The 15,703-nt window shown below is 72.7% G+C and carries 15 protein-coding genes; 12 read left to right on the forward strand and 3 right to left on the reverse strand.

The window, feature by feature from the left end:
- The first annotated feature begins 41 nt into the window (after positions 1 to 41).
- Positions 42 to 776, forward strand: a complete 735-nt coding sequence (locus AB0M18_RS06515; protein ID WP_365755685.1) for an SseB family protein — start codon at positions 42 to 44, stop codon at positions 774 to 776.
- Positions 777 to 968: 192 nt separating this feature from the next.
- Here the strand turns inward: AB0M18_RS06515 and AB0M18_RS06520 are convergent, their stop codons facing one another.
- Positions 969 to 1,355 (reverse strand): DUF1844 domain-containing protein, encoded by a 387-nt coding sequence (locus AB0M18_RS06520; protein ID WP_365755686.1) that lies wholly within the window; start codon positions 1,353 to 1,355, stop codon positions 969 to 971.
- Between the two features lie 271 nt (positions 1,356 to 1,626).
- Between AB0M18_RS06520 and infC the strand changes: the two genes are divergently transcribed.
- From infC to AB0M18_RS06570, 10 genes are all read left to right on the forward strand, one after another.
- On the forward strand, positions 1,627 to 2,367 hold the full coding sequence (gene infC / locus AB0M18_RS06525; RefSeq protein ID WP_365755877.1) for a translation initiation factor IF-3: 741 nt from the start codon (positions 1,627 to 1,629) through the stop codon (positions 2,365 to 2,367).
- Positions 2,368 to 2,492: 125 nt separating this feature from the next.
- Entirely contained in the window at positions 2,493 to 2,687 is a 195-nt protein-coding gene (gene rpmI / locus AB0M18_RS06530; RefSeq protein WP_015032399.1) for a 50S ribosomal protein L35, read from the forward strand.
- A gap of 108 nt (positions 2,688 to 2,795) precedes the next feature.
- Positions 2,796 to 3,182, forward strand: a complete 387-nt coding sequence (gene rplT / locus AB0M18_RS06535; RefSeq protein WP_019884941.1) for a 50S ribosomal protein L20 — start codon at positions 2,796 to 2,798, stop codon at positions 3,180 to 3,182.
- 116 nt (positions 3,183 to 3,298) lie between these two features.
- Positions 3,299 to 4,138, forward strand: a complete 840-nt coding sequence (locus tag AB0M18_RS06540) for an RNA methyltransferase (RefSeq protein ID WP_365755687.1) — start codon at positions 3,299 to 3,301, stop codon at positions 4,136 to 4,138.
- A gap of 101 nt (positions 4,139 to 4,239) precedes the next feature.
- Positions 4,240 to 5,502, forward strand: coding sequence for an ATP-binding protein (locus tag AB0M18_RS06545; protein ID WP_365755688.1), 1,263 nt, complete (start codon positions 4,240 to 4,242; stop codon positions 5,500 to 5,502).
- Positions 5,503 to 5,661: 159 nt separating this feature from the next.
- Positions 5,662 to 6,789 carry a phenylalanine--tRNA ligase subunit alpha gene (pheS, locus tag AB0M18_RS06550; RefSeq protein ID WP_265865475.1) on the forward strand — a complete coding sequence of 376 codons (1,128 nt, stop codon included), beginning with the start codon at positions 5,662 to 5,664 and terminating at the stop codon, positions 6,787 to 6,789.
- On the forward strand, positions 6,789 to 9,320 hold the full coding sequence (gene pheT / locus AB0M18_RS06555; protein ID WP_365755689.1) for a phenylalanine--tRNA ligase subunit beta: 2,532 nt from the start codon (positions 6,789 to 6,791) through the stop codon (positions 9,318 to 9,320). Before pheS ends, pheT begins: the two co-directional genes overlap by 1 nt.
- 359 nt (positions 9,321 to 9,679) lie before the next feature.
- Entirely contained in the window at positions 9,680 to 10,660 is a 981-nt protein-coding gene (locus AB0M18_RS06560; protein ID WP_365755878.1) for a PP2C family protein-serine/threonine phosphatase, read from the forward strand.
- A gap of 305 nt (positions 10,661 to 10,965) precedes the next feature.
- On the forward strand, positions 10,966 to 12,306 hold the full coding sequence (locus tag AB0M18_RS06565) for a transcriptional regulator (protein WP_365755690.1): 1,341 nt from the start codon (positions 10,966 to 10,968) through the stop codon (positions 12,304 to 12,306).
- An 86-nt stretch (positions 12,307 to 12,392) separates the two neighbouring features.
- Positions 12,393 to 12,923, forward strand: coding sequence for an NUDIX domain-containing protein (locus AB0M18_RS06570; RefSeq protein WP_365755691.1), 531 nt, complete (start codon positions 12,393 to 12,395; stop codon positions 12,921 to 12,923).
- 175 nt (positions 12,924 to 13,098) lie between these two features.
- On the opposite strand, the gene AB0M18_RS06575 is transcribed toward AB0M18_RS06570, so the two are convergent.
- Positions 13,099 to 13,959 (reverse strand): 3-hydroxybutyryl-CoA dehydrogenase, encoded by an 861-nt coding sequence (locus AB0M18_RS06575; protein ID WP_365755692.1) that lies wholly within the window; start codon positions 13,957 to 13,959, stop codon positions 13,099 to 13,101.
- 202 nt (positions 13,960 to 14,161) lie between these two features.
- Between AB0M18_RS06575 and AB0M18_RS06580 the strand changes: the two genes are divergently transcribed.
- Positions 14,162 to 15,373: a family 10 glycosylhydrolase gene (locus AB0M18_RS06580; RefSeq protein ID WP_365755693.1), complete on the forward strand. Its 1,212-nt coding sequence runs from the start codon at positions 14,162 to 14,164 to the stop codon at positions 15,371 to 15,373.
- 116 nt (positions 15,374 to 15,489) lie between these two features.
- Here AB0M18_RS06580 and AB0M18_RS06585 read toward each other — a convergent pair whose 3' ends face one another.
- On the reverse strand, positions 15,490 to 15,693 hold the full coding sequence (locus AB0M18_RS06585; RefSeq protein WP_365755694.1) for a DUF1918 domain-containing protein: 204 nt from the start codon (positions 15,691 to 15,693) through the stop codon (positions 15,490 to 15,492).
- Positions 15,694 to 15,703 lie beyond the last annotated feature (10 nt).

The raw sequence follows: 15,703 nt of genomic DNA on the forward strand, positions 1-15,703 counted from the left end.
CCGGGTCCGTCGGCCCGGCGGGCGGCGGTTACGCTCGGGGCGTGGCGCTCAAGAACATCCCCGACCATGCGTACTCCGACGACGACGGCACCGCCGACCCGGCGCTCGCCGCGGCCCTGGCGGCCTGGGCGGAGGACAGAACGGCCCACGGGCCGGTCCTGGAGGCGCTCCAGGGCGCCCGGCTCCTGGTCCCGGTCGTCGCCGTCCTCGGCGAGGTCGAGATCGACCCCGAGACCGGGATCAAGAAGGAGAAGACCAGCGACATGGCCGTCCCCACGCTGAACGCGGGGGACCGGCGGGCGCTGCCCGCCTTCACGTCGATGGAGTCGCTCCACCGGTGGGACCCCGCGGCCCGGCCCGTCGCCGTCCCCCTGCACCAGGCGCTCGCGGCCCTCGTCCACGAGAAGGCCGACACCCTCGTCCTCGACATGTCCGGCCCGGTGCCCTACCAGGTGACCGGCACCGCCCTGCTCGCCCTCGCCGAGGGCCGCGCCGGCACCGACCCGCTGGACGACCCTGCGGTACGGGACGCGGTCCGCGCCGCCGTCGCCGCCGAGCCCGCGGTCCTGCGCGCCCACCTGGGCCCCGGCACCGCCGACGGCACCCTCGCCCTCGTCCTCGCCGACGGCGCCGCCCCCGCGGAGGCCGCCCAGCGCGTCGCCCGCGCCCTCGCCGCCGACGAGACACTGAGGGCCCGCCTGGTGCGCGGCCTCGACCTGGCACTGCTGCCGGCCGGGGCGACGCCCCCTGGCGAGCCCTTCTACGTGAGGAACTGATCCGGTCGGATTCCCCGATCGCACGAGCCGTACGAGCCCTGCGGGCCCGCTCCTAGCCGTTAACGGGCCCCGTGGCTGTCTTCTCCCGGGGGGCGACCCCCGCGGCCCTGCGGGCCCGCTAGCCGTAAACGGGCCCGGTGGCTGTTTTCTCCCGGGGGGCGACCCCCGTACCCCCGCGGCCCTGCGGGCCCGCTAGCCGTAAACGGGCCCGGTGTACTTCTCGCCCGGGCCCTGGCCCGGCTCGTCCGGGACGAAGGAGGCCTCGCGGAAGGCGAGCTGGAGGGACTTCAGGCCGTCGCGGAGCGGGGCGGCGTGGAAGGAGGAGATCTCCGTCACGCCGGCGTCGAGCAGACCGGCGAGGGCGTGGATCAGCTTGCGGGCCTCGTCGAGGTCCTTGTGCTCGTCGCCCTCCTCGGTGAGCCCGAGCTTCACCGCGGCGGCGCTCATCAGGTTGACGGCGACCGTGACGATCACCTCGACCGCCGGCACCTCCGCGATGTCGCGGGTCATGGCTGCGAAGTCGGCGGTCTCGGGGGATTCCGAGGTCTCGGGGGACTCGTTCTGGGGCGTCTCGCTCATGCCCCCAACCCTAAGCGGACGCGCGGTTCGCGCCGACCGCCGGGTCCTGCTAACCTTGTGTGACGACCGGCTGGACACCTGAGTGCCCGGCCCACAAGTGGAGGCTCCGATCTCCCACCTGGCCGCCCTCCGGGGCGGCGGGTCACCGGTCAGGTGGCGCCCATCGTTCCGTACGGACGATGGAGCCGCCCGATGTGCGCCCCGCGATGGCATCGCGACGGTGCTCCGGTTTCTTTGGAGCCCCGCCTGTGTCCCGTCCGGGGCATTTTTCATGCTCCCGCTCGGTTGGTCTCGACAGTTCTACCGTGACGTGTCCGTCCGCCAGGCGGTCGCGTGGTGCTACCGAGGAGGATCCATCAGCGCCGAGCCCCGCATCAACGAGCGGATTCGCGTTCCCGAGGTGCGTCTTGTCGGCCCCAGCGGCGAGCAGGTGGGCATTGTTCCGCTTGCCAAGGCCCTGGAGCTCGCGCAGGAGTACGACCTCGATCTGGTTGAGGTCGCGGCGAACGCCCGTCCGCCCGTGTGCAAGCTCATGGACTACGGGAAGTTCAAGTACGAGTCGGCCATGAAGGCCCGTGAGGCGCGCAAGAACCAGGCGCACACGGTCATCAAGGAGATGAAGCTCCGGCCGAAGATCGACCCGCACGACTATGACACCAAGAAGGGTCACGTCGTCCGGTTCCTCAAGCAGGGCGACAAGGTCAAGATCACGATCATGTTCCGTGGTCGTGAGCAGTCCCGGCCCGAGCTCGGTTACCGACTGCTGCAGCGCCTCGCGGAGGACGTTCAGGAGCTTGGCTTCATCGAGTCCAACCCGAAGCAGGACGGCCGGAACATGATCATGGTTCTCGGTCCTCACAAGAAGAAGACCGAGGCCATGGCCGAGGCCCGCGAGGCCCAGGCCGCGCGCAAGGCCGAGCGCCAGGGCGGTTCGTCCGAGGCGCCCGCCGCCGCGGACGCCCCGGTCGAGGAGGCTTCGGCCGACACGTCGGCCGAGAACGCCGAGGCGTGATCCCGAGGGGCTGCCACCCGGCAGCCCCGGGGTTCCGCCCGGAACCACCAAACGAAGAATTGACGCTCCCGGACGCCCGGTGTCCGCACCGGGGGGAGCGCCACTGACGAGGAGATAACGGCGCTATGCCGAAGAACAAGACGCACTCCGGTGCCAAGAAGCGCTTCAAGGTCACCGGCTCCGGCAAGATCCTGCGGGAGCGCGCCGGCAAGCGCCACCTGCTCGAGCACAAGTCGTCCAAGCTGACCCGTCGCCTCACCGGCAACGCGGAGATGGCCCCGGGTGACGCCGCCAAGATCAAGAAGATGCTGGGCATCTGATCTGATCTCCCGCCCTCGGCACTGACGAGGGCATCCGGCTCAGACCGGGACCCATCCGATTTCCGGGTCGTGTGAACACACCACGGCCCCGCTACAAGGAGTTAAGAAGTGGCACGCGTCAAGCGGGCAGTCAACGCCCACAAGAAGCGCCGGGCGATCCTCGAGCAGGCCTCCGGCTACCGCGGTCAGCGTTCGCGCCTGTACCGCAAGGCCAAGGAGCAGGTCACCCACTCGCTGGTCTACAACTACAACGACCGCAAGAAGCGCAAGGGTGACTTCCGTCAGCTGTGGATCCAGCGCATCAACGCTGCTGCCCGCCTGAACGGCATGACGTACAACCGCCTCATCCAGGGCCTCAAGGCCGCCAACATCGAGGTGGACCGCAAGATCCTGGCCGAGCTCGCCGTGAACGACGCCAACGCGTTCGCCGCCCTCGTCGAGGTCGCGCAGAAGGCCCTCCCGGCCGACGTCAACGCCCCGAAGGCCGCCGCCTGATCTTCCAGGCCGCAGTACTTCTGCCCGGACCCGCAGGCCTCGCGCCTGCGGGTCCGGCGCGTTGACCGCCCCTTCCCCACGTGATTCCGTCCGACGAGTCAGAGAGCCGCAGGCACATGTCCACCCCCGAGCTGATCTCCCCGCGTTCGCCGCGCGTCGTCGCCGCCCGGAGGCTCGCCAAGCGCAATTTCCGGGGCAAGGACCGCCTCTTCATCGCCGAGGGCCCGCAGGCCGTCCGTGAGGCCGTCGAGCACCGCGGTGCCACCGGAGAGCCCACCCTCGTCGAGCTCTTCAGCACCGTCGAGGCCGCCGAGCGCTACGCCACGATCGTCGACGCCGCCCGCGCCGCCGGCGCCCGCGTCCACCTCGCCTCCGACGCCGTCCTCGCCGAGGTCTCCCAGACCGTCACCCCGCAGGGCCTCGTCGGCGTCTGCCGCTTCCTCGACTCGCCGTTCGAGGACATCCTCGCCGCCCGGCCCCGGCTGGTCGCCGTCCTCGCGCACGTCCGCGACCCCGGGAACGCCGGCACCGTGCTGCGCTGCGCCGACGCCGCCGGCGCCGACGCGGTGATCCTCACCGACGCGTCCGTCGACCTCTACAACCCGAAGTCCGTGCGCGCCTCCGTCGGCTCCCTGTTCCACCTCCCGGTCGCCGTGGGCGTCCCGGTCGAGCAGGCCGTCGCCGGCCTCAAGGAGGCCGGCGTGCGCATCCTCGCCGCCGACGGGGCCGGCGAGGACGACCTGGACGACGAGCTCGACGCCGGCACCATGGGCGGCCCCACCGCCTGGGTCTTCGGCAACGAGGCCTGGGGGCTGCCGGAGGAGACCCGGGCGCTCGCCGACGCCGTCGTCCGCGTCCCGATCCACGGCAAGGCCGAGAGCCTCAACCTGGCGACCGCCGCCGCCGTGTGCCTCTACGCCTCGGCGCGCGCCCAGCGCACCCGCACCACCGGCTGACACCCAATCCGCCACGCCACCACTGCACCTGACGGCCTTTCGCCTAGTAGGGTGACGTTCTCGGGGCCCACTGCGGTACACGGAGGGGTGGGATTACGGGGATGACGGTCGGCACGGGCAGTCCCGCACAGGCACGGAGCGCCGCGCCGCACGCGCCGGAACCCCCTGCGGCGCCCGACCCCGCCGAGCCCCCGGCCGTCCCCGAGCCGCGCCCCGCGCCCGAGGCCGGCGCCACGGCCCCCGTCCCGTACGAGAAGCCGGGCGCCCCGCGCCGTACGACCCCGGACAGCGGCGCGAGCGCCGCCACCGGCCTCGGTCTCGACCCCGACGACCTGCCCGACGGGCTCGTCGTCGCCGACGAGACCGGACGCGTCATCTGCTTCAACGCCGCCGCCGGCCGCATCACCGCCGTGCCGCCCGCCGGCGCGCTCGGCCGGCCGCTCGACGAGGCGCTGCCCCTGGAGGATCTCAAGGGCAGCCGCTGGTGGACCCTGACCGACCCCTACGGGGGCCTGGCCACCCGGCGCGGGCAGCCCGAGCGGAACCTGCTGCTGCCCGGCGGGCGCGAGGTCCTCGTCTCCGCCCGCTACGTCCGCGCGCGCCCCGGCGGCCCCGTGCGCCGCGTCGTCGTCTCCCTGCGCGGCACGGAGGCCCGGCGGCGCACCGAGCGCAGCCACGCCGAGCTCATCGCCACCGTCGCGCACGAGCTGCGCTCTCCGCTGACCTCGGTGAAGGGCTTCACCGCCACCCTGCTCTCCAAGTGGGAGCGGTTCACGGACGACCAGAAGCGCCTGATGCTGGAGACCGTCGACGCCGACGCCGGCCGGATCAAGCGTCTGATCGCCGAGCTCCTGGACATCTCCCGGATCGACTCCGGGCGCCTGGAGGTGCGCCGGCAGACCGTGGACATCGCGGCGGCCGTCAGCCGGCACGTGCACGCGCACACCACCGGCGGCCAGTCCCCGGACCGCTTCTTCGTCCGGGTACGGCCCGGGCTGCCCGAGCTGTGGGCCGATCCCGACAAGATCGACCAGATCCTCGGCAACCTGCTGGAAAATGCGGTGCGCCACGGCGAGGGAACCGTCACCATCGAGGTGGCACCCACCACGGCCACCAGCGACGGAGAGAAGGGGACGGAGGTCACCGTGAGCGACGAGGGCCCCGGCATCCCCGAGGAGTCGATGGGCCGTGTCTTCACCCGCTTCTGGCGGGGCAGCAAGCGCGGCGGCACCGGGCTCGGCCTCTACATCGTCAAGGGCGTCGTCGAGGCCCACGGCGGGACGATCACCGTCGGACGCGGTCCCCGTGGCGGGGCCGAGTTCCGATTTATCCTGCCCGTCGGCACCCCGGCACACCTCCTCTGACGTCTCACCCAGCGAGACTTTCGGACTCAGGAGCCGTCCGGCCCGCCCACGGGCTCATTCGCGTCCCCTCACCCCGTTAGACTCGACCTTTGGCACGTTTGCGCCCTTGACGTCGAGCTCGGGGGTCGCCCAGCCAAGCCAACGGAAGCACGGGAAGAGATGTCGGCACCCAATAAGTCGTACGACCCGGTCGAGGTCGAGGCCTTGAAACCGGAAGAGATCGAGCGCATGCGGGACGAGGCGGTCGCCGCCTTCGCCGCCGCAGGCGACCTCGACGCGCTCGCCCACGCGAAGACGGCGCACACCGGCGGCACCTCGCCGCTGGCGCTCGCCAACCGCGAGATCGGCGCCCTGCCCCCGCAGGCCAAGGCCGCCGCCGGCAAGCTCGTGGGCCAGGCCCGCGGCGCCGTCTCCAAGGCCCTGGCCGCCCGCCAGGCCGAGCTGGAGGCCGAGCGCGACGCCCGCGTCCTCGTCGAGGAGGCCGTCGACGTCACCCTGCCGTACGACCGTGTCCCGGCCGGTGCCCGTCACCCGCTGACCACGCTCATGGAGCGCGTCGCCGACGTGTTCGTGTCCATGGGCTACGAGGTCGCCGAGGGCCCCGAGGTCGAGGCCGAGTGGTTCAACTTCGACGCGCTGAACTTCGTGCCGGACCACCCGGCGCGCCAGATGCAGGACACCTTCTTCGTCCAGGGCCCTGAGGGCACCACGGGCGACGAGTCCGGTGTCGTGCTGCGCACCCACACCTCGCCGGTCCAGGCCCGCACCCTCATCGACCGGGAGCCCCCGGTCTACGTGGTGTGCCCCGGCCGCGTCTACCGCACCGACGAGCTCGACGCGACCCACACCCCGGTCTTCCACCAGATCGAGCTGCTGGCCGTCGACGAGGGCCTGACGATGGCCGACCTCAAGGGCACCCTGGACCACATGGTCCAGGCGCTCTTCGGACCCGACATGAAGACCCGGCTCCGCCCGAACTTCTTCCCCTTCACCGAGCCGTCCGCCGAGATGGACATGCTCTGCTACGTCTGCCGCGGCGAGTCCGTCGGCAACCCCGACCGCCCCTGCCGCACCTGCGGCAGCGAGGGCTGGATCGAGCTCGGCGGCTGCGGCATGGTCAACCCGAAGGTGCTCGTCGCCACCGGTGTGGACCCCGAGAAGTACAGCGGATTCGCCTTCGGGTTCGGCATCGAGCGGATGCTGATGTTCCGCCACAACGTCGAAGACATGCGAGACATGGTCGAGGGTGACGTCCGGTTCACCCGGCCTTTCGGGATGGAGATCTGATGCGGGTCCCGCTTTCCTGGCTGCGGGAGTACGTCGACCTGCCGGCGACCGCGACCGGCCGTGACGTACAGGCCAAGCTCATTTCGGCGGGCCTCGAGGTCGAGACCGTCGAGCAGCTCGGCGCCGGCCTCACCGGCCCGCTGGTGGTCGGCAAGGTCCTCACCATCGAGGAACTGACCGAGTTCAAGAAGCCGATCCGCTTCTGCACGGTCGACGTCGGTCAGGCCAACGGCACCGGCGAGCCGCAGGAGATCATCTGCGGCGCCCGGAACTTCGCCGAGGGCGACAAGGTCGTCGTGGCCCTGCCCGGCGCCGTGCTGCCCGGCGACTTCCGGATCGCCGAGCGCAAGACGTACGGCAGGGTCTCGCGCGGCATGATCTGCTCGGGCGACGAGCTCGGCATGGGCGACGACGGCACGCACGGCATCATCGTGCTGCCGCCGGAGCACGAGGTCGGCATCGACGCCACGGCCCTCCTGGAGCTGTACGACGAGGTCCTCGACATCGCCGTCACCCCGGACCGCGGCTACTGCCTGTCGATCCGCGGCGTCGCCCGCGAGACCGCCATCGCGTACGGCCTGCCGCTGCGCGACCCGGCGCTGCTCGACGTGCCCGCGCCCAACGCATACGGCTACCCGGTCAAGATCGCCGACCCGATCGGCTGCGACCGCTTCACCGCGCGCACGGTCACCGGTCTCGACCCCGAGGCCGTCAGCCCGATCTGGCTCAAGCGCCGCCTCCAGAAGGCCGGCATGCGCCCGATCTCGCTCGCCGTCGACATCACCAACTACGTGATGATCGAACTCGGCCAGCCGCTGCACGCCTACGACCGCACCCTGGTCGACGGCCCCATCGGGGTCCGCCGCGCCGCCGCCGGCGAGAAGATCACCACCCTCGACGGCACCGCGCGCGTCCTCGACTCCGGCGACCTGGTCATCACCGACAACCGCGGGCCGATCGGCCTCGCCGGTGTCATGGGCGGTGCCAACACGGAGATCGCCGACCCGGTGACCGACCCGGAGACCGGCATCGTCACCGGCACCACCGAGGTCGTCATCGAGGCCGCGCACTTCGACGCCATCTCGATCGCCCGCACGGCCCGCCGTCACAAGCTGTCCTCCGAGGCGTCCAAGCGCTTCGAGCGCGGTGTCGACCCGCAGGCCGCCGCCGCTGCCGCGCAGCGCACGGTCGACCTGCTCGTGCTGCTCGCGGGCGGCACCGCCGAGGCCGGCGTCACCGAGGTCGTCGCCCCGTCCGCGCCGCACACGATCACCATGCCGGCGAACCACCCCGACAAGGTCGCGGGTGTCGACTACGGTCGCGAGACCGTCGTCCGCCGTCTCCAGGAGATCGGCTGCGACGTCTACGGCCAGGACGAGCTGGTCGTCACCGTGCCCTCGTGGCGTCCCGACCTCTACGTGCCGAACGACCTGGCCGAAGAGGTCATCCGCCTGGAGGGTTACGAGAACCTGCCCTCCACGCTGCCCAAGCCCCCGGCGGGCCGCGGCCTGACCGAGCGCCAGCGCGTCCACCGCCGGGTGGGCCGCACGCTGGCCGGCGCCGGCTACGTCGAGGCGCTGAACTACCCGTTCATCGGCGAGCAGGTCTTCGACCAGCTCGGCCTGGACGCGGACGACGCCCGCCGCCGGGTGGTCAAGCTGGTCAACCCGCTCTCCGACGAGGAGCCCGCGCTCCGTACGACGCTGCTGCCGGGCCTGCTCGGCGCGCTGCGCCGCAACGACGGGCGCGGCAGCCACGACCTGGCGCTGTTCGAGACCGGTCTGGTGTTCCGGCCCACCGAGGGCCAGCCGGGTGTCGCCGTCCGGCTGCCCGTCGACCACCGCCCGAGCGACGAGGACATCGCCCGCGTCAACGCCGTGCTGCCCGCGCAGCCGCGCCGCGCCGCCGTCGTCCTGGCCGGCTCCCGCGAGCAGGCCGGCTGGTGGGGCAAGGGCCGCCCGGCCGACTGGGCCGACGCGATCCAGGCCGCGCGCCTGGTGGCCGCCGAGTCCGGTGTCGAGCTGCTGATCGAGGCCGACCAGCACGCCCCGTGGCACCCGGGCCGCTGCGCCTCCTTCCACGTCGTGATCGACGGCGAGAAGGTCCTGGCCGGCCACGGCGGCGAGCTCCACCCCCGCGTGGTCAAGGCCCTCGGCCTGCCGGCCCGCACCTGCGCGATGGAGCTGGACCTGGACATCCTGGAGCGCGCGGGCGAGGGCCCGCTGAAGGCCCCGCGCATCTCGGCCTTCCCGGTCGCCACCCAGGACGTCGCCCTGGTCGTGGACCAGGACGTGCCCTCCGCCACGGTCGAGCACCACCTGGCCGCCGGCGCGGGCGAACTCCTGGAGTCCATCCGGCTGTTCGACGTCTACACCGGAGACCAGGTCGGCGAGGGCAAGAAGTCGCTGGCCTACGCCCTCCGCTTCCGGGCCCCCGACCGCACCCTGACGGTCGACGAGGCCACCGCGGCCCGCGACGCCGCGGTCGCCGCGGCGGCGGAGCACACGGGCGCGGTGCTGCGCGGCGCCTGAGCGCGCCGGTGACACGGCAGGGGCCCTGCCCGGGGTGAACAACCCGGGGCAGGGCCCCTTTCCCGTGCGCCCGCGCCCCCGTGCGCCCGCGCCCCCGTACGCCCGCGCTCCCGCGCTCCCGCGCTCCCGCGTTCCCGTACCTCCGTGCGGGACACCCCGAGGGTTACTCACTCCTTCGGGTGAGATCACCGGGGGAGGGTGTCCCCGGTCCGTCGCGGGTCGCGAGAATCGACGCGGCCACAGGGGCGGGCCTGTGTGCCGCAGGGTCTTCGGGCGCTGGCGGGCCTCGGGAAGGGCCGTGGATGTTCCGTGACAGGGCAGTGGTTGCCGAAGGCTCCCGGCTGAGGCGGAGCGGTCCGCTGGTGGCCCCGGTGGTGTGGGGCGCGCTCGCCGTCGCATGGCGGTTGTGGTGTCCGCTGGCCCGGGAGCCCGGGCTGCCGATGCGGGTGGCCACCAGTGTCGTCTTCCTGACCGTCGGGATCGGGCTGCTGCTCGGGGTGCGGTGCGGGCTCGTGCGGGAGCTGGCGCGGGTGCGGGCCGTCGCCGACGCGGCGCAGCAGGTGCTGCTGCGGCCGCCGCCGGACCGGATCGACGGGCTCGCGGTCGCCGCCGGTCAGCTGTCGGCCGCGCGGGGCGCGGTGGTCGGCGGGGATCTGTACGAGGCGGTGGCCACGCCGTACGGGGTGCGGATCGTGATCGGGGACGTGCGCGGGCACGGGCTCGCCGCACTCGGCACGGTGGTCGCACTGCTCGGGAGCTTCCGGGAGGCCGCCCACGACGAGGCCGAACTCGGGGGCGTGCTCAGGAGGTTGGAGCGGGCGCTCGGCCGGCATCTGTGCGAGCGGGCGCGCGAGGAGCATCCGGTGGCCGAGGAGTTCGCCACCCTGCTGCTCCTGGAGGTCCGGCCCGACGGGGAGGTCCGGGTCCTGGACTGCGGGCACCCCGGCCCGTACCGGATCGGCGGCCGGCGCGTGGAACCCGTACCCGTCGGCGATCCGCTGCCCCCGCTCGGCGCCTTCCCGCTGCCCGCCGACCTCGTGCCGTACGCCGCCGGCCGGCTGCTGCCCGGCGAGACCCTGGTGCTGCACACCGACGGTGCCGAGGAGGCCCGGGACCACCGGGGCCGGTTCTTCCCGCTGCCCGCGGTGCTCGCCGGCGCGGCCCGGGAGGCCCCGGCGGAGCTCGTACGACAGGTGCACACCGCCCTGTTGCGGCACACGGGCGGCCGGCTCGCCGACGACGTGGCCCTGCTCGTCGTCCGCAACGACCGGGTACGGGTACCGGCGCAGCCCGCCGAACCCGGGCTGCGCCGTACCCGGCCCGCGCCCTCCCCTCATTAGATGGGACAGGACAGGTGGCCGGCGCCGCCCGCGCTGCCACGGAGTGTCGGGCAGATCAGCAGCACGGACGGCGCGCGGACCGGGCGACCGCACTGTACGAGGGGGAGCCGGCGGCCCGGTCCTCGCCCTTCGGCGAGGGAGCCAAGTCAACCCGTACCGGGGCGACTTCGACAGCGCACACAGAAGGGAACAACGAGTACTTCATTCACACCCCGTGCGAAAGCGACACGTACCGGGTCCTGATCCGCCGGACAGGCCCCAGGACCTGTCCTAGTCTGAGCGCACCGAATCACCGGAGCGGTTCCATGCACCCCAACACCCTCCTCGACGCGATGCTCGCCGAAGCGGGCATCTCCCACGCCGGCCTCGCCGCCCGGGTGAACCAGGCGGGCCGTGCCCGTGGGCTCGCCCTGCGCTACGAACACACCGCGGTCGCCCGCTGGTTGAAGGGCCAGCGGCCGCGCGGCCAGGTGCCCGACCTGATCTGCGAGGTGCTCGCGGGCCGGCTGCACCGCGCCGTCACCCTCGACGACATCGGCCTCGGGGTGCCCGGCACGGTCCTGCCCGCGCCCGGCACCCCGCTCGCCGGCTTCGTCGAGCGGGCCACCGCCCTGTGGCGCTCCGACGAGCAGCGCCGCCCGCAGGTCATCGACGCGCCCGCCGTGACCGGCAACACCGCCGTGATGCCGGTGTGGGAGTGGGAGAACCCGCCGGAGGACGCCGATGTCTCCCGGGCCGGCCGCACCCGGGTCTCGGCCGCCGACGTGTCGATGCTGGCGGCGGCCCGGGCGCACTACGAGCAGATGTACCGCAAGGCCGGCGGCATGGCCACGCGCGCCCGGATCGTCGGCTTCCTCAACGCCGAGACCGCGCCGCTGCTGCGCGGCGGGTACGGCGACGCGCTCGGCCGGCAGCTGCACCGGGCGACCGGCGGACTGGTGGCGGTGGCCGGGATCTGCGCCTACGACTCCGACGCCCACGGGCTCGCCCAGCGCTATTTCCACCAGGCGCTGCGGCTCGCCAAGGCGAGCGGCGACCGCGGCCTCGGCGCCTATGTGGTCGCGTTGCTCGTCAACCAGTGCCTGTTCATGGGGGAGTACCGGCAGGCGGTCGCCTTCGCGGAGGCGGCGCTGCGCTCCGCGCACCAGGAGATCACGCCCGCGCTCGCCGCCGATCTGACGGCGATGCAGGCGAAGGCGTACGCGCATCTCGGCGACGGCGCCGCGGCCCTCGCCCGGATCCGGCGGGCGGAGGCCGAGGCGGAGCGGATCAGCCCGGGCAGCGAGCCGGCCGAGACCGGCTATGTGCAGCCGGGCCTGGTCAATGTGCAGGCGGCGGAGGCCCTGCTCAGTCTGGGCGAACTGGCCGCGGCCCACGAGCACGCGGCCGCCGCCGTCGGCACCCCGGCCCATGACCGGGGCCGGGTGCACCGGCTCGCCATCCTGTGCCAGATCGAGCTGCGGCAGGGCGAGCCGGACCGCGCCGCGGGCACCGCGGTGGAGATGACCGAGCGGGTCCGGGGCATGGAGTCGCGGCGGCTGCGGGACCGGTTGCTGCTGGTTCGCGAGCAGTTGCTCGCGAGCGGCGGAGCGGACGCGCGCCGGGCGGCCGAAATCGTCGACAGTGCGCTGCGCGTGCCTCTGTGAGCGTGTCCTTGCGACCTGGTCGCACCTGCGATATTGCCACCAAGTAATCACCGACCTGTCGAAGGTTGTCGGAAGGTGGCAAAAACGTGCAGTGGACGAAACTGAACGAACAGCCCGTGTATGAGAACCGCTGGTTCCGGGTCAACCTCGCGGACGTCGAACTCCCCGACGGCCGACGCCTCGACCACTATCTGATCCGGCTGCGCCCCGTCGCCGCCGCGACCGCCGTCAACGCCGCCGACGAGGTCCTGCTGCTCTGGCGCCATCGCTTCATCACCGACAGCTGGGGCTGGGAGCTCGCCGCCGGCGTCGTCGAGGACGGCGAGGAGCTCGTGGCCGCCGCCGCCCGCGAGATGGAGGAGGAGACCGGCTGGCGCCCAGGACCGCTGCGCCCGCTGCTCACCGTGGAGCCCTCCAACGGCCTCTCGGACGCCCGCCACCACCTCTACTGGAGCGAGGAGGCCACCTGGACCGGTCCGCCGCAGGACGCCTTCGAGTCCTCGCGCCTGGAATGGGTGCCGCTCAAGCTCGTGCCCGACATGATCGCCCGTGGCGAGGTCCCGGCCGCCAACATGGCCGCCGGGCTGCTGATGCTGCACCACCTGCGGCTGGGGTGAGCCACCCGCGGCCCGATGCGCCGCGAAAAACGCCGGATGCGCCGCGAAAAGCGCCGGATGAGCCGCGAAGAAAACGCCGGACGGCCCGTACCTGTGCGGTGTACGAGCCGTCCGGCAAGCACTCCCGGGGTCTCAGGAGTACGTCTCGGGGGGGCGATCCCGGGGGATCGCCCCGTCAGGAGTACGGGTAGAAGCCCGAGCCGGTCTTCCGGCCGAGGCGGCCCGCGTCCACCATGCGCTGGAGCAGCGGGGGAGCGGCGTACAGCGGCTCCTTGTACTCGGCGTACATCGAGTCGGCGATCGAGGCGATCGTGTCCAGGCCGATCAGGTCGGAGAGCTTCAGCGGGCCCATCGGGTGGGCGCAGCCGAACTCCATGCCGTTGTCGATGTCCTCGCGGCTGGCGATGCCCGACTCGAACATCCGGATCGCCGAGAGCAGGTACGGCACGAGCAGGGCGTTCACCACGAAGCCGGAGCGGTCCTGCGCGCGGATCGCGTGCTTGCCGAGGGTCTTCTCGGCGAACAGCTGGGCCCGGCTGATCGTGCCCTCGGAGGTGGTGAGGGCGGGGATCAGCTCGACCAGCTTCTGCACCGGCGCCGGGTTGAAGAAGTGGATGCCGATGACGTTGTCGGGGCGGGAGGTCGCCACGGCCAGCTTCACCAGCGGGATCGAGGAGGTGTTGGAGGCCAGGATCGCGTCGGGCCGGGTGACCACCTGGTCGAGCACCTGGAAGATCTCGGTCTTGACCTGCTCGTTCTCGACGACGGCCTCGATGACGAGATCGCGGTCGGCGAACTCGCCCAGGTCGGTCGTGAAGCTGAGCCGCGCGAGCGTCGCGTCGCGCTCCTCCTCGCTGATCTTGCCGCGTTCGGCGGCCTTCGCGAGCGAGTTGTAGAGCCGCGTGCGGCCGATCTCCAGCGCCTCGCCGGTGGTCTCGGCGACCTTCACCTCGAGACCGCTGCGGGCGCACACCTCGGCGATGCCCGCGCCCATCTGGCCGCAGCCGACCACTCCGATGCGCTCAATGTCGGCCATGGAGTCCGTCACCTCGTGCCTTTCGCTTCTCTGCTGGCGGCGGGGGCCCGTGTGATTCCGGTGCGCGTCCGCCTCGACTCCACGACGTTACTCCCGACACGCCCGATGATCGATCGTTCTGGGGTGGGCATGCTGTCCGATGGGCTGTGACGTATCCGATAGCGAGGGGTGACAAATGCCGCCGATCGGTAGAAGAGGGTTCATGGCGGGTGCGGCCCTGACCGCGCTCGGCCTCCCGTCAGGGGCCGCGGGAACGGCCACCGCGGCCACCGCGACGGCCGCGCGGCCGAAGGACTCCCACCCACGGGCCGCGGCCGGGTTCCGTGGCATGTGGATCGCCACCATCACCAACCGCGACTTCCCGTCCCGACCCGGACTGACCGCCGCCGAGCAGCGCGCCGAGCTGGTCGGGTGGCTCGACCTCGCGGTACGGCGCCGGATGACCGCCGTCATGCTCCAGATCCGGCCCTCCGCCGACGCCCTGTGGCCCTCGCCGTACGAGCCCTGGGCGCAGTGCCTCACCGGCGTGCAGGGCCGCGATCCCGGCTGGGACCCGCTCGGCACGGCGGTGGCCGAGGCGCACGCGCGGGGCCTGGAGCTGCACGCCTGGTGCAATCCGTACCGGGTGGCCGGCCACGCCGACCCGCGGCGGCTCGCCCCGGACCATCCGGTGCGCCGCCACCCCGGGTGGGCGCTCGTCCACAACGGGCGGCTGCTCTACAACCCGGGCCTGCCCGAGGTCCGGCGGCACGTCCAGGACGCCATGCTCGACGCCGTACACCGCTATGACATCGACGCGCTGCACTGGGACGACTACTTCTATCCGTATCCGGTGGCCGGGCAGGTCATCGACGACGACGAAGCCTTCGCGCGGTACGGGGCGGGCTTCGCGGACCGCGCGGCCTGGCGGCGGAACAACACCGACCTGCTGGTCGCCGAGACGGCGGCGCGGATCAAGGAGGCCAGGCCGGGTGTGGCCTTCGGCATCAGCCCCTTCGGGGTCTGGCGCAACGCGTCCGCGGACCCGGCCGGCTCCGCCACCCGCTCCGGTGTGCAGACCTACGACGACCTGTACGCGGACACCCGGCGCTGGATCCGCGAGGGCTGGATCGACTACGTGGTCCCGCAGCTCTACTGGAACATCGGCTTCCCGTCCGCCGACTACGCCGAGCTCGTGCGCTGGTGGGACGCGACCGTGCGCGGCACCGGGGTGAACCTGTTCCTCGGCGAGGCGCTGTACAAGGTGGGCGACCCGGCGCAGCCGGAGGCCTGGCGGGACCCGCGCGAGCTGGCCCGGCACGTGGAGCTCGCCCGCTCGTACGAGAACGTCGGCGGGCATGTCTACTTCGCGGCCCGTGAGGTGGCGAAGGATCCGCTGGGCGCGCTCACCGCCGTGCTCGACGCCTCACCCTGACCCCGCCCGCGGCGGCTGCGGCCGGTCCGGGGCGGGTGTACGGGCCGGTCCGGGGCACGGGTACGGCCGGTCCGGGGCGGGGGTTCAGCGGCCCCCGGCCCGACCGGCCTCCGGTCTCACTGGCCCCCGGCCTCCGGACGGTGGCGGACGGTGGTGTCGGGGCCCGGCGACATCACGGCCTCGTGGCCGTCGTCGTCGAACTTCACGCGGAACGGGGGGTTGCCGTTCTCGCCCATGACCTGCACGACCTCGGCCGTACGCTCGTGCTGTCCGACCGTACGGCCGTGCACGACCAGCTTGTCGCCCTTGGACGCACGCATCGGTTCCTCC

The sequence above is a fragment of the Streptomyces sp. NPDC051909 genome, from assembly GCF_040681095.1.
Classification (GTDB): Bacteria; Actinomycetota; Actinomycetes; order Streptomycetales; family Streptomycetaceae; genus Streptomyces.

Bases quoted from the DNA above. Each gene is read 5' to 3' on its own strand.
- AB0M18_RS06520 (WP_365755686.1), bottom strand. From the start codon at position 1,355: ATGAGCGAGACGCCCCAGAACGAGTCCCCCGAGACCTCGGAATCCCCC.
- infC (WP_365755877.1), top strand. From the start codon at position 1,627: ATGCTCCCGCTCGGTTGGTCTCGACAGTTCTACCGTGACGTGTCCGTC.
- rpmI (WP_015032399.1), top strand. From the start codon at position 2,493: ATGCCGAAGAACAAGACGCACTCCGGTGCCAAGAAGCGCTTCAAGGTC.
- AB0M18_RS06540 (WP_365755687.1), top strand. From the start codon at position 3,299: ATGTCCACCCCCGAGCTGATCTCCCCGCGTTCGCCGCGCGTCGTCGCC.
- AB0M18_RS06545 (WP_365755688.1), top strand. From the start codon at position 4,240: ATGACGGTCGGCACGGGCAGTCCCGCACAGGCACGGAGCGCCGCGCCG.
- pheS (WP_265865475.1), top strand. From the start codon at position 5,662: ATGTCGGCACCCAATAAGTCGTACGACCCGGTCGAGGTCGAGGCCTTG.
- pheT (WP_365755689.1), top strand. From the start codon at position 6,789: ATGCGGGTCCCGCTTTCCTGGCTGCGGGAGTACGTCGACCTGCCGGCG.
- AB0M18_RS06565 (WP_365755690.1), top strand. From the start codon at position 10,966: ATGCACCCCAACACCCTCCTCGACGCGATGCTCGCCGAAGCGGGCATC.
- AB0M18_RS06575 (WP_365755692.1), bottom strand. From the start codon at position 13,959: ATGGCCGACATTGAGCGCATCGGAGTGGTCGGCTGCGGCCAGATGGGC.
- AB0M18_RS06580 (WP_365755693.1), top strand. From the start codon at position 14,162: ATGGCGGGTGCGGCCCTGACCGCGCTCGGCCTCCCGTCAGGGGCCGCG.
- AB0M18_RS06585 (WP_365755694.1), bottom strand. From the start codon at position 15,693: ATGCGTGCGTCCAAGGGCGACAAGCTGGTCGTGCACGGCCGTACGGTC.